Origin of the sequence: Streptomyces sp. NPDC093984 (genome assembly GCF_044764595.1) — a bacterium.
GTDB lineage: Bacteria > Actinomycetota > Actinomycetes > Streptomycetales > Streptomycetaceae > Streptomyces > Streptomyces cynarae.
Genome location: NZ_JBIWIM010000003.1, coordinates 13,318 through 26,407 on the forward strand (window position 1 = coordinate 13,318; position 13,090 = coordinate 26,407).

Consider the following 13,090-nt stretch of genomic DNA (forward strand, 5'->3'; position numbering starts at 1 on the left):
TGTACGCCGCCGGAGATCCGCACAGTGAAAACATGTCGACGAACCAGACGATGACGAAGGCACAAGCAGGCCGTGCCAAGCGGCAGTTGCGATCGGCTTCGCCCGCGCTCACCCTCACCGCCGCACTGCTCGGCTTCGCGATCATCACGCTCGACGCCTCCGTGGTGAACGTGGCGCTCCCGGCGATCGGGACCGAGCTGAAGTCCGGTCTGTCGGGGCTCCAGTGGGTCGTCGACGCCTACACGCTGGCGTTCGCGGCGCTGATGCTGTCGACGGGGGCCTTCGCGGACCGGGCCGGGGCGAGCCGGGCCTTCGGGGCGGGCATCGCCGTGTTCACTCTGGCGTCGGCAGCATGCGGAGGAGCACCGAACCTGGCGATGCTGATCGGGGCACGGGTGGTGCAGGGCGCGGCGGCGGCCGTGGTCTTGCCTGCCTCCCTCGCGCTCGTGCGTCAGGCGTACCCGGACGCGGCGCGGCGGGCGCGCGCTGTGGCCGTGTGGGCGGCGGGCGGTTCGGTGGCGGTCGCCCTGGGCCCGGTGGCCGGCGGGGCGCTGACGACGGCGTGGGACTGGCGGTGGATCTTCTTCGTCAATCTGCCGGTGGGCGCACTGGCGCTGCTGTTGCTGCTCCGCACACCGCGCTCGCAGTCACAGCCGGCGCCCTTGGACGTCCCCGGTCAACTGACGGCGGTCGTCGCGCTCGCCGCGCTGACCTTCGCGGTGATCGAGGGCGGTACGACGGGCCTGGTGGCGCTCGCGGTCGCCATCCTCGCGGGTGTGGCGTTCAAATGGATCGAGACCCGGCAGGCGCACCCCGTCGTACCGCTCGGGCTCTTCCGCAGCCGGAACGTCCGTGTGGCCGTCGCGGCGGGGGCGGCGTGCAGCGTGGCGTTCTACGGTGTGGTGTTCCTCTTCTCCTTGTTCTTCCAGCAGGTGCAGGGGCGTTCCGCGCTGTCCGCCGGGCTGATGTTCCTTCCGATGACGGGGCTGATCTCGGTGACCAACATCCTGTCGGGCAAGCTGGCGGGGCGGTACGGCGCCCGGTTGCCGATGCTGCTGGGACAGTGGCTGGCCGTGGCGGGGCTGCTGCTCCTGCTGTCCGTCGACACGTCGACGCCGTCCGCCGCGGTGGCCGTCCTGCTGGTCCCGACGGCCCTGGGCTGCGCCCTCACGGTGCCGCCGCTGACGGCGACGATGATGGAGGCGGTTCCCCCGGAGCGCGCGGGCCTCGCGGCGGGCGTGCTGAACTCGGCCCGTCAGGTGGCCGGGGGCCTGGCCATCGCGGTGTTCGGTGCGCTGGTGGGCCGGGGCTTCGAGGCCGGGATGCGGTGGGGGCTCGCGGTGTCGGCGGTGCTGTTCACCACGACGGCCGTGGCCACGCTGCGCCTGCGGCGCCCGGCCGGCTCGTCATGAACCGTCCCGCAGGTCCTGCGGCCAGTGCGGGCGGTACTCGATCCCGTCGTACGTCACCACACAGCCCTCGCCCATCGGCGACTGGGCCATGAAGCCGACCAGCGCCGCGTCCGTCTCCTTCTCGTCGCCCAGGGTGAACAGCCGGACGAACGTCCACCGCTTCCCGTCCCGCGAGGCGTGGAAGGCGAAGGCCCGCCCGGTACGGCTGACCCGGAGCCACACCGAACTCCCCTCCACGGCGAAGGAGTTCGCGTCGTCGGAGTGCCCCCGTGTCACCACGGTGCACACGGTGGGCACGTCCGGCGAGTACTCCAGGCACAGCTTCGCCCACGCCCGCTCGCCGACGTGGACGTAGAGCACACCGGCGTCGAAGGCCGCGGCGAAGCCGACGGTGACGCGGGCGATCAGCTGGAAGTCCCCTTCCGGCGCCCCGAGCAGCCGGGGCGCGTCGGAGGCGGCGTCCAGGGACTCACCGGTGGGCGGCACGAAACGATCCTGCCGGGCCCCGGCCCAGCCGGTGAGCACCCCGTCCTCGTACGACCAGTGGCCTTCGGGCCCGTACGTACGAAGGAGGAAAGGGAGTTCGGGAAGTTCGAGGTCCATTGGCAGAGTGTCCCAGGTGCCGAGGTAGGGGGCAGTGCTTTTCGGGGGCGTGGGGATGCGACGCCCCGCGCGGCTTGGCCGCGCGGGCGCGACCGACCGCGGAGGCGCCGCACCCCGCAACGCCCCTACGGCACAAACCGCGATGAAACGGTCACCGCTCCAGACGGCCGTTGAACCGCCGCGGCAGACCCAGCGGGTTGTCGTCCCGCAGCTCCGGCGGAAGCAGGGCCTCCGGAGCGTTCTGGTACGCCACGGGCCGCAGCCACCGCTCGATCGCCGTACCACCGACCGAGGTGGACGTGGACGTGGTCGCCGGGTAGGGACCACCGTGGTGCTGAGCGGGCGCCACCGCCACCCCGGTGGGCCAGCCGTTGACGAGGACGCGCCCTGCCAGCGGGGTCAGCTCCTGCAGGATCTCCGCGCCACGCCCCTCCCCCGCCGCCTCCTCGCTCGACAGGTGCACCGTCGCGGTGAGGTTGCCGGGGAGCCGGCCCAGGACTCGCTTGGCCTCGTCCTCGTCCTCGTAGCGGGCGACGACCGTGATCGGGCCGAAGCACTCCTCGAGGAGCAGGTCGTGCTCGCCCTCCGTGGTGAGCTTCTCGGCCGGGACGGTGAGGAAGCCCGCGCTCACGGTGTGCTCGCCGCCCGGGCCGGCGGTGACCGGGGACTCCACGTCGGGGAGCGCCGCGCGCTCGGCGACCCCGGCGACGAAGTTGTCGCGCATGCGGTGGTCGAGCAGGACGCCGGCGTCGGTGTCGCTGACCGCCTCGGTCAGGGACTTCACCAGGCGGTCGCCCGCCGCTCCCGTGGGGGCGAGGACGAGGCCGGGCTTGACGCAGAACTGGCCGACGCCCAGCGTCATGGAGCCCGCGAGACCCGCGCCGATCGTCTCGGCGCGCTCGGCGGCGGCGGCCTCGGTGACGACCACCGGGTTGAGCGAGCCGAGTTCACCGTGGAACGGGATCGGGACGGGGCGGGCGGCCGCCGCGTCGAAGAGGGCACGGCCGCCGCGTACGGAGCCGGTGAACCCGGCGGCGGCGACCAGCGGGTGCTTGATCAGCTCGATGCCCGCCTGGAAACCGTGGACGAGACCGAGCACGCCCTTCGGGATGTCGTGCCGCTCGGCGGCGCGGCGCAGGGCCGCCGCGACCAGTTCGGACAGGGCCGGGTGGTCGGGGTGGGCCTTGACGACGACGGGGCAGCCCGCGGCGAGCGCGCTCGCGGTGTCGCCGCCGGCCACGGAGAAGGCGAAGGGGAAGTTGGAGGCCGAGTACACGGCGACGACGCCCAGCGGGACCTTGTAGCGGCGCAGGTCGGGGATCGGCGGGGTCGCCGTGTCGTCGGGGTGGTTGATCACGACGTCGAGGAAGGCGCCCTCGTCGACGATGTCCGCGAAGGCACGCAGCTGGTAGCAGGTGCGGGCGAGCTCGCCGCCCAGCCGGACCGGACCGAGGGCGGTCTCCGCGTCCGCCGCCTCGACGAGGTGGTCCTTGGCCGCCTCCAGCTCGTCGGCGGCGGCGCGCAGGAACGCCGAGCGGACCGTGCGGTCGGCGAGGGAACCACGCGCGTCGTGGGCGGCCCGGACGGCGGCGTCCACCTCCTCAGCTGTGGCCTCCACCGCAACCTGTTCACGCTGCTTCCCGGTTCGGGGGTCGACACTCCAGACTGGTGCTGCTGCCACCGCGGGTCCCTCCAGATGTCATGCCGCAGTTCTTACGTCATCCACCGAGGACGTTCGATATACTGAACGCTGTCTCTGATGATGAATATGCTGCTCGGAGACTATTTCCCGGCGAACGAAGGGGTCAAGGGCGATGTCGGCAGGCGAGACAGGCGGCGGGGCGCAGGTCAAGTCCGCGGTGCGGACGGTCGAATTGCTCGAGTACTTCGCCGGCCGCCCCGGCATGCACTCGCTGGCCTCCGTGCAGGAGGCCGTCGGATACCCCAAGTCCAGCCTGTACATGCTGCTTCGCACGCTCGTGGAGCTGGGCTGGGTGGAGACGGACGCGACGGGCACGCGGTACGGCATCGGGGTGCGGGCGCTGCTGGTCGGCACGTCGTACATCGACGGCGACGAGGTGGTGGCGGCGGCCCGCCCGACCCTGGACCGGCTGTCGGACGACACGACGGAGACGATCCACCTGGCGCGCCTCGACGGCACGAACGTGGTCTACCTGGCGACCCGCCAGTCGCAGCACTACCTGCGGCCCTTCACCCGGGTGGGGCGCCGGCTGCCCGCGCACTCGACGTCGCTGGGCAAGGCGCTGCTGAGCACGTACACGGACGAGCAGGTCCGCAAGATGCTCCCGGAGACGCTCCCGGCGCTGACCGAACACACCCTCACGGACCGTGAGAAGCTGATCGAGGAGCTGCACCAGGTCCGGGAGCAGGGCTTCGCCGTGGACCGGGAGGAGAACACGCTGGGGCTGCGCTGCTTCGGGGTCGCGATCCCCTACCGCACCCCGGCCCGCGACGCGATCAGCTGCTCGGTCCCGGTGGCCCGCCTGACCTCGGCCCACGAACAGATGATCAAGGACGCCCTCTTCGACGCGAGGGACCGTCTGACGCTCGCCACCAGGAGGCTGTGAACCATGGAGGTCGTGCTCCGCGAGGTCCATGACAGCGACCTGCCGGTCTTCTACCGGCAGATGAGCGATCCCGAGGCGGTCCGGATGGCCGCCTTCACCCCGGAGGATCCTGCCGACCCGGACGTCTTCGACGCCCACTGGAAGAAGATACGGTCCTCGTCCGACGTCCTCGCCCGCACGGTCCTGGCGGACGGCGACGTGGTGGGGAGCGCGGCGGTGTACGGGGAACCGGGCGAACGCGAGGTGACGTACTGGATCGACCGCGCGTACTGGGGGCGGGGCGTGGCGACGGCCGCGCTGCGGGGGCTGCTGGCTCAGGTGCCGGAACGCCCGCTGTACGCACGGGCGGCGGCGGACAACGCGGGGTCGCTGCGCGTGCTGGAGAAGTGCGGGTTCCGTGAGAGCGCGCGAGCGAGGGGCTACGCGCAGGCGCGGGGCGAGGAGATCGACGAGGTCGTGCTGACGCTGGACGCCTGAGCCGTTCATGAGCGCGGGATGAGAAAAGGGGCGTTCGGGAACGATCCCGCCCGTCCCGTTCGTCTTCCCTGGCGCGATGAACAAGACGATCAGGCGCGCATCCGTCTTCGTGCTGGCCCTGGTGTTCGCTCTGCTGGTCAGGGCCACCTGGGTGCAGTTCTACGACGGCAAGGCGCTCGCGGACGACAAGGACAACCGGCGAGGCGCGATCGAGACGTACTCGCAGCCGCTGGGGAACATCATCGTGGCCGGGAGGTCGGTCACCGGCTCGGCGCGGACGACCGGCGGCGACCTCGCGTACAAGCGCACCTACACCAACGGCAAGCTGTACGCCTCGGTGACGGGCTACGCCTCGCAGAGCTATGCGCCGACCCAACTCGAAGGCATCTACCAGGACCTGCTCGACGGCACGGACCCCCGGCTGAAGACCGTCATGGACACGATCACCAACCAGCGGGCCGAACCGGGCAACGTGGTGACGACGATCGACCCGGACGTGCAGAAGGCGGCGTACGGCGCACTCGGCGACAAGAAGGGCGCCGCCGTCGCGATCGACCCGAAGACCGGCCGCATCCTCGCGGTCGTTTCGACCCCGTCCTACGACCCGTCGTCGCTGACCGACGCCAACACCGCCGGGACGGCCTGGAAGCAGCTGAACGCCGATCCGGACAAGCCGCTCACCAACCGCGCGCTGCGCCAGCCCCTGCCGCCGGGATCGACGTTCAAGCTGGTGGTGGCGGCGGCCGCGCTGGAGGACGGACTCTATTCGTCGGTGGACCAGAAGACGGTCAGCCCGAACCCGTACCGGCTGCCGCTGTCGACCGACGAACTGTCCAACGAGAACCCCTCCGCCCCCTGCGGCAACGCCTCGATCCGGGTGGCCCTGGAGTACTCGTGCAACAACGTCTTCGCGAAGATGGCCGTCGACCTGGGCGGGGACAAGGTGAGGGCGATGGCCGAGAAGTTCGGCTTCAACGACGACCAGCTGGACGTGCCGGTGCGGGCCTACACGAGCGTGTACCCCTCGAAGATGGACCAGGCGCAGACGGCCCTGTCCGGTATCGGCCAGTTCGACGTGACCGCGACCCCGCTGCAGATGGCCATGGTGTCCGCCGCCCTGGCCAACGGCGGTGAGCTGGCCGATCCGCACATGGTGTCGCAGATCACCGACAGCGGCGGCGATGTGCTGAAGGACTACGACAACGACACGTCCACGAAGCGGATCGTCAGCTCCTCGACCGCCGCCCAGCTGGAGTCCGCCATGCAGACGGTCGTCGAGAAGGGCACGGGTACGAACGCGCAGATACCGGGCGTCACCGTGGGCGGTAAGACCGGTACCGCGCAGCACGGCGAGAACAACAGCCAGGTGCCGTACGCCTGGTTCACGGCGTACGGCAAGTCCGACGCGACGGGCAAGGAGGTCGCGGTCGCGGTGGTGGTCGAGCAGTCGGACGCGGCACGTTCCGAGGTGAGCGGCAACGGGCTGGCGGCGCCGGTGGCCAGGGCCGTGATGCAGGCGGCGCTCAAGAGTTGAGTGCTGGAAGCCCCCGGCCGGCGATGTCCCCGCCGGGGGTTCGGCCCGCGGCGCGACCGCAATCCAATGCGGCGTCCTCCGGGAATCACCGCACGCCGAGGATCTGCTCCACCGGGTCGATCGCGAAGTACACCAGGAACAGCGCCGAGACGCCCCACAGCAGCCAGTTGACCTCCTTGGCCTTGCCGAGGACCGTCTTGATGACGACGTACGACAGGAAGCCGGCGCCGATGCCGTCGGTGATCGAGTACGTGAACGGCATCGCGGCGATGGTGAGGAACGCCGGGATGGCGATCTCGTACCGGTCCCAGTCGATGTGCTTGACGTGCGTCATCATCAGGAAGCCGACCGCGATCAGGGCGGGCGCCGCCGCCTGGAGCGGCACGATGGTCAGCAGCGGCGTGAGGAACAGCGCGAGGCCGAACAGGCCGCCGGTGATCAGGTTGGCGAACCCGGTGCGCGCGCCCTCGCCCACGCCGGCGGCGGACTCGATGTACGCGGTGTTGGAGGAGGCGGAGCCCACGCCGCCGGCGATCGCGGCGGCGCCGTCGATGAACAGCACCCGGCCGATGCCCGGCACCTGGCCCTGCTCGTCGAGCAGCCCGGCCTCCGCGCTGATGCCGACGATGGTGCCCATGGCGTCGAAGAAGTCCGACAGGATCAGCGTGAAGATCAGCAGGACGACGGTGATGGCGCTCGTTTCACCGAAGGCGCCGAACAGGCTGAAGTGACCGACGAGCCCGAAGTCGGGGGCCGCCACCACCTTGTCGGGGAGCTTCGGGGTGGTCAGTCCCCAGCTCTTGATGTCGGCGACGGCGTTGATGACGATCGCGACGACCGTCATGGTCACGATGCTGATCAGGATGGCGCCCTTCACCCTTCGGGCGAGCAGCGCGATGGTGAGCAGCACGCCGAGACAGAAGACCAGGACGGGCCAGCCGGTCAGGCGCCCCACGGCGCCCAGTTGCACCGGCACGGTGGTGTTCGCGGCGTCCGGGATGCGGCTGACGAACCCGGCGTCGACGAAGCCGATGAAGGCGATGAACAGGCCGATGCCGACGCCGATGGCCTGCTTCAGCTGTTGCGGGATCGCGTTCATGATGGCTTCGCGCAGTCCGGTGAGCACCAGGACGCAGATCAGGACGCCCTCGATGACGACGAGGCCCATGGCGTCGGCCCAGCTCATCAGGGGGGCGAGCTGGAAGGCGACGACGGCGTTGAGACCGAGGCCGGCGGCGATGGCGAGCGGCAGGTTGCCGCCGACACCCATGATGATCGTCATCACACAGGCCACCAGCGCGGTGGCCGTGACCAGTTGGCCGGTGTCCAGTTGGTGACCGAACTTGTCCTTGGCGCTGCCGAGGATGATCGGATTCAGGACAAGGATGTAGGCCATCGTGAAGAACGTGGCGAGGCCGCCGCGTATCTCACGACCGAAGGTGGAGCCCCGTTCGGAGATCCGGAAGAACCGGTCGAGGCCGTTGGCCGCCGGGGGCGCGGCACTTGACCGGCCGGCCACCTTCTGTGTGTCGGGCATGACAGGACTCCTTGTTGCCTGTTGAACCGGTGCGGGATGCTGGCTGGATTGTTCCCGTGGTGAGCCCGTTTCAGGTTTTCTCCGTGTTACGGAATCGGAGAATTCGGCCCGCCATACGACGTTCGAAGCTCCGTACGGACGCTGCTACGCTTCCGGATCTCGTCCCGGACCGCACTCCGGACGTCCACATGGCACTTACACCACATACACAGGTGCCCGCAGAGGTGCCGGAGCCGCAGCGAGGAGAGGTCGCCCGTGGGCACTGTCGTCGACGACGCCGCCTCCGTGGAGTTCCACGCCTTCTTCGAGCGGCACTACGCCGAACTCGCCCGGCTCGCCCATCTGCTGACCGGTGAGGCGGACGCCGCGGACGACCTGGCGGCCGACGCGCTGCTCGCGCTGTGGCACCGCTGGGACCGGGTGCGCGCCGCCGACCACCCGGTCGCGTACGCGCGCGGGGTGGTCGCCAACCTGGCCCGCACCCGGATCCGCAGCGCGGTGCGCGAACGCCGCCGGATCACCCTCTTCTGGTCCCAGCGCGAGGAGAAGGCCGAGAACCCGGACGTCCCGGCGGTCGTCGACGTCCAGGAGGCCCTGCGCCGCCTGCCGTTCCGCAAACGGGCGTGCGTGGTTCTGCGGCACGCCTTCGACCTCTCCGAGAAGGACACGGCGCTCGCGCTGGGCATCTCGGTGGGTACGGTGAAGAGCCAGACGTCGAAGGGGATGGCTGAATTGCAGCGGCTCCTGGGCACCGTCGAGGCCCCCCGGCGCGTTCACGCCGCGGTGGTGCGCACTGGAGGAAGGGACCGATGACTACGCCGCGGGACGACGAGCTGCGCGCCAGGCTGCACGCGGCGGCCGAGGCGCACGAGCCCGACCGCGCGCGCATCCTGGCCCGCGTCGAGCGCGGCATGGCCGCGCCGTTCCGTCCGAGCCGCCGGGCGACGCGTCCGCCGCTGTGGGGCTGGGTGCGGGTCGTGGGCGCCACGGCCGGGGTCGCGGGCGTCCTCGCGGTGGGCGGCTACGCGGTCGCCTCGGCGGTCAAGGACGACACCCCCGCCCAGCAGACGGTCGCCGTCTCGCCCACGCCGACGCCGTCCCCGGCCGCGACGAGCCGCGCACCCGTCCGCCCGGCCGAGCCGACCCCGGGCAGGGGCGCGTCCCACGCCCCGGGCGGGCAGAGCCCTTCGGCGTCGGCGTCCCCGAAGGCCCCCGCGACCACCACTCCGCCGGCCGCCTCCGGCGTCCAGGACGGTCCGCTGTGGTCGGACGGCTCGGTGGACCCGCACAGCAACGACTTCTGGGCACAGAGCAACCTGACCCTGAGGACCAGCGAGCCGCTCACCTCGCTCACCGTCGAGTTGAAGGTCGCGCAGACCGGCGGGGTGTCCTCGACGGGCTCCTGGCGGTCGCTTCCGGAGCAGGACTTCACCTTCACGGTCGCCGAGAAGGACGGCTTCCTCGTCTACACCTGGGTGCTCCGACAGGGCCGTACGGCCCCGGCGGGCCAGTGGGTGTTCGCGGGGCAGTACGACCACGACCGCGGCGGCCGGGACGCCAGGGGCGACAGCTACACGATGACGGCGACGGCGGGTGGTGAACACCTCGCGGTGAAGGGCGACTTCGCCGCGCAGGGCGACGGCGCGGGCGGCGGCTCGTAGGAAGCGGCGGCCAGGAGGCACACGAAGGCGCCCCCGCCGGTTCCGGTCGGCGAGGGCACTACCTGGTCGCCGCCGTGGCCCAAGAGGGTTGCCGCACAGCTCCCGAAAGCGATCGAAATTTTCGGTCCCCCCGCACCCCTCACACACCGATTGACCTTCTGTCCCTCACTGGTGACACTCCGATGGCAGTGCAGCCAACAGAATCCATCAGACTCCCACAGGATGTGTCATGCGACCCCGCACCGCCCGCACGCTCCTGGTCCCCCTCCTCGCCCTCCTGCTGGGCCTGCTCGCCGCGCCACCCAGCCCCGCACACTCCGGAGCACCGCCCGTGAACCACCCCAAGTACGCCGGCTACCTCTTCGCCTACTTCACCGGCGAGGGCACCGCCGACGGCGAACAGATCCGCTACGCGCTCAGCCGCGGCAACGACCCGCTGCACTGGCGGGAGCTGAACGGCGGCAAGCCGGTGCTGACGTCCACGATCGGCGAGAAGGGCCTGCGCGACCCGTTCGTCATCCGCTCCCCCAAGGGCGACAAGTTCTACCTCATCGCCACCGACCTGCGGATGTACAAGAACAGCAGCGGCAGCTGGGACCACGTCCAGCGCCACGGCAGCAAGTCGATCATGATCTGGGAGTCCACCGACCTGGTCCACTGGACCGACCAGCGCCTGGTGAAGGTCGCGCCCGACAACGCGGGCAACACCTGGGCGCCCGAGGCCTACTGGGACGACTCGCTCGGTGAGTACGTGGTCTTCTGGGCCTCGAAGCTGTACGCCGACGACGACCCGGACCACACGGGCTCGACGTACAACAAGATGCTGTACGCGACGACGAAGGACTTCCGCACCTTCAGCGCGCCCAAGGTCTGGGACGACCCCGGCTACTCGGTGATCGACTCCACGGTGGTCAAGTACAAGGACACCTACTACCGCTACACCAAGGACGAACGGGACCCGTCCTCCAGCTCCCCCTGCTCGAAGTTCATCACCGCCGAGAAGTCGACGTCGCTGACCTCGACGAAGTACGACTTCGTCGCCGACTGCGTCGGCAGCGGCGCGATGGACCGCGGCGAGGGCCCGACGGTGTTCAAGTCCAACACCGAGAAGAAGTGGTACCTGTTCATCGACGAGTACGGCGGCCGGGGCTACGTCCCGTTCGAGACGACCGACCTGGACTCCGGCAAGTGGACCCCGTCAACGAACTACCAGCTGCCGGCGAGCCCCCGGCACGGAACCGTGCTCCCGGTGACGCAGGCGGAGTACGGCCGCCTGCTGGCCGCCTACCCGGCGACCGGCACCTCGGTGGTGGACGCGACGGCGCACGGCCAGAAGGGGTACGCGGTCGTCACCGAGGCGTCGGGCAAGGTGGTCCTGCCGATGGACCCGGACGCGGACCTGCGGCACCTGGCTCCCAGACTGTGGCTGGGCGAGGGCGCGACCGTCACCCCGCCCTCCGGCACCCGCCGTGACTTCCGCACCCCGCAGACGTACAGCGTCACTGCCGCCGACGGCACGAAGCGCACCTGGACGGTGGAGGCGGTGCCGACCCGCAGCCCGGTCCTGCCCGGCCTGAACGCCGACCCCGACGTCGCCTACCTGGACGGCCAGTACTGGATCTACCCGACGAGCGACGGCTACAACGGCTGGAGCGGCACCAGCTTCAAGGCGTACTCGTCGAAGGACCTGGTCCACTGGAAGGACCACGGCGTCATCCTGGACCTCGGCCCGGACGTCTCCTGGGCGGACAAGTACGCCTGGGCGCCGGCGATCGCCGAGAAGAACGGCAAGTACTACTTCTACTTCTGCGCCGAGCAGCAGATCGGCGTGGCGGTGGCCGACACGCCCGCGGGCCCGTTCAAGGACGCGCTGGGCAAGCCGCTGGTCGCCAAGGGCGGGAGCCTGAAGGGCCAGATGATCGACCCGGCGGTCTTCACGGACGACGACGGCCAGTCGTATCTGTACTGGGGCAACGGCCACGCGTACGTCGTCCCGCTGAACGCGGACATGACGTCCTACGACGCCTCCAAGGTGAAGGAGATCACCACGGACGACTTCCGTGAGGGATCCTTCGTGGTCAAGCGCAACGGCACGTACTACTTCATGTGGTCCGAGGACGACACCCGCAGCGAGAACTACCACGTCGCCTACGCCACCGGCCCGTCCCCGCTCGGCCCGTGGACCAAGCGGGGCACCATCCTGTCCAAGCGCCCCGAGTACGGCATCCTCGGCACCGGCCACCACTCCGTGGTGAACGTGCCCGGCACCGACGACTGGTACATCGTCTACCACCGGTTCGCGCTGAACGGCCCCGGGAAGTCGGGCGGGGACGGCATGCACCGGGAGACGACCGTCGACCGCATGGAGTTCGCGGCCGACGGCACGATCCTCCCGGTGGTGCCGACCCTGCGGTCGGTCCCGCCGGTGCGGTCTAGCTGACGAAGTACGTCGGGTTGGGCAGCTTGTACGTCCGGTCGGCGTAGCCGCCGTCGAGGTCGGAGTACTGGTCGCCGAAGTTGGCGATGATGTCGTACCCCAGGTCCTCGATGTGCTCGCGGGTGCCGGACTTGTACTGGACGGTGGTGCACTTCCAGGCGCCCGGGGCGGCGCAGCCGCTCAGGTAGGACGGCGGGTTGGCCGCGTCCTTGAGGAACATGTGGTCGGCGTCGAGGTTCACATCGGCGCCGACCTTCTTCAGGTTCTCGACGGCGGCGGAGCGCTGCGCCTCGCTCAGCCCCGAGTTGTAGAAGACCTCGACGCCCTTGGACGCGGCGTACCGGACGAGTTCGGGGCTGCCGAAGACCGCGGGACGGTCGGCCTTGTTCACGTACGCGGCCCAGGTCGCCGAGTTGTACGTGTAGTTGTAGCGCTTCTCGTAGTCGAGGCTGAGCAGCAGCGTGTCGTCGATGTCGAAGACGACGGCCGGCTTCTCGCCCCGGTGGTGCGCCTTGCGGGCGGCCTTGTCGATGTAGCGCTTGGCGTCGGCGTCGATGCGCGCCAAGTCCTTGGCGTACGGGCTGTCCGGGGACGCCTGGTAGACACCGCTTGCGTCGGCCGTGGTGCCGTAGTAGGTGTCGATGTCCTTCACCAGGAGCCCGATGTTGTAGGGCTCGTGGGTGGAGTTCGCCGTCGACTGACCGGCGGTGGCCGCGCCGGCGCCGTAGAGGGCCCCGCCGGCGAGGGCACAGGCGGCGACGAGGGCCGCGATACGAAGTGGCTTATGCATGACAGGCTTTCTACGCGCGTCACCACCGTGAGCGCGAGGCCCGTTGCCCGA

11 protein-coding genes are annotated in these 13,090 nt (G+C 70.3%); 7 read left to right on the forward strand and 4 right to left on the reverse strand.

Going from position 1 to position 13,090, the window contains the following annotated elements:
* Positions 1 to 32: 32 nt before the first annotated feature.
* Positions 33 to 1,412 (forward strand): MFS transporter, encoded by a 1,380-nt coding sequence (locus ACIRC0_RS12260; RefSeq protein ID WP_403614793.1) that lies wholly within the window; start codon positions 33 to 35, stop codon positions 1,410 to 1,412.
* Here ACIRC0_RS12260 and ACIRC0_RS12265 read toward each other — a convergent pair.
* Entirely contained in the window at positions 1,407 to 2,015 is a 609-nt protein-coding gene (locus ACIRC0_RS12265; protein WP_366029780.1) for a DUF1349 domain-containing protein, read from the reverse strand. The two genes, ACIRC0_RS12260 and ACIRC0_RS12265, sit on opposite strands and share 6 nt — an antisense overlap.
* Before the next feature lie 151 nt (positions 2,016 to 2,166).
* Positions 2,167 to 3,696, reverse strand: a complete 1,530-nt coding sequence (locus tag ACIRC0_RS12270) for an aldehyde dehydrogenase (NADP(+)) (RefSeq protein ID WP_403614795.1) — start codon at positions 3,694 to 3,696, stop codon at positions 2,167 to 2,169.
* A gap of 133 nt (positions 3,697 to 3,829) precedes the next feature.
* On the opposite strand from ACIRC0_RS12270, the gene ACIRC0_RS12275 reads away from it, so the two are divergent.
* The 3 genes from ACIRC0_RS12275 (at position 3,830) to ACIRC0_RS12285 (ending at position 6,614) form a co-directional block, all read left to right on the forward strand.
* A complete protein-coding gene (locus ACIRC0_RS12275; protein WP_403614797.1) occupies positions 3,830 to 4,603 on the forward strand; it encodes an IclR family transcriptional regulator in 774 nt (257 codons plus the stop codon).
* Between the two features lie 3 nt (positions 4,604 to 4,606).
* Positions 4,607 to 5,080, forward strand: a complete 474-nt coding sequence (locus ACIRC0_RS12280) for a GNAT family N-acetyltransferase (RefSeq protein WP_403614800.1) — start codon at positions 4,607 to 4,609, stop codon at positions 5,078 to 5,080.
* Between the two features lie 76 nt (positions 5,081 to 5,156).
* Positions 5,157 to 6,614 carry a peptidoglycan D,D-transpeptidase FtsI family protein gene (locus ACIRC0_RS12285; protein ID WP_403614802.1) on the forward strand — a complete coding sequence of 486 codons (1,458 nt, stop codon included), beginning with the start codon at positions 5,157 to 5,159 and terminating at the stop codon, positions 6,612 to 6,614.
* Between the two features lie 85 nt (positions 6,615 to 6,699).
* On the opposite strand, the gene ACIRC0_RS12290 is transcribed toward ACIRC0_RS12285, so the two are convergent.
* On the reverse strand, positions 6,700 to 8,151 hold the full coding sequence (locus tag ACIRC0_RS12290) for an NCS2 family permease (protein ID WP_403614804.1): 1,452 nt from the start codon (positions 8,149 to 8,151) through the stop codon (positions 6,700 to 6,702).
* Positions 8,152 to 8,406: 255 nt separating this feature from the next.
* On the opposite strand from ACIRC0_RS12290, the gene ACIRC0_RS12295 reads away from it, so the two are divergent.
* The 3 genes from ACIRC0_RS12295 (at position 8,407) to ACIRC0_RS12305 (ending at position 12,252) form a co-directional block, all read left to right on the forward strand.
* Positions 8,407 to 8,964, forward strand: coding sequence for a SigE family RNA polymerase sigma factor (locus ACIRC0_RS12295; protein WP_403614807.1), 558 nt, complete (start codon positions 8,407 to 8,409; stop codon positions 8,962 to 8,964).
* Complete coding sequence (locus tag ACIRC0_RS12300; protein ID WP_403614810.1) at positions 8,961 to 9,812, forward strand: hypothetical protein; 852 nt, start codon at positions 8,961 to 8,963, stop codon at positions 9,810 to 9,812. The genes ACIRC0_RS12295 and ACIRC0_RS12300 overlap by 4 nt, the downstream gene beginning before the upstream one ends.
* A gap of 229 nt (positions 9,813 to 10,041) precedes the next feature.
* On the forward strand, positions 10,042 to 12,252 hold the full coding sequence (locus ACIRC0_RS12305) for a family 43 glycosylhydrolase (protein ID WP_403614813.1): 2,211 nt from the start codon (positions 10,042 to 10,044) through the stop codon (positions 12,250 to 12,252).
* On the opposite strand, the gene ACIRC0_RS12310 is transcribed toward ACIRC0_RS12305, so the two are convergent.
* Positions 12,245 to 13,039, reverse strand: a complete 795-nt coding sequence (locus tag ACIRC0_RS12310; RefSeq protein WP_403614816.1) for an HAD family acid phosphatase — start codon at positions 13,037 to 13,039, stop codon at positions 12,245 to 12,247. The genes ACIRC0_RS12305 and ACIRC0_RS12310 overlap by 8 nt on opposite strands.
* Positions 13,040 to 13,090 lie beyond the last annotated feature (51 nt).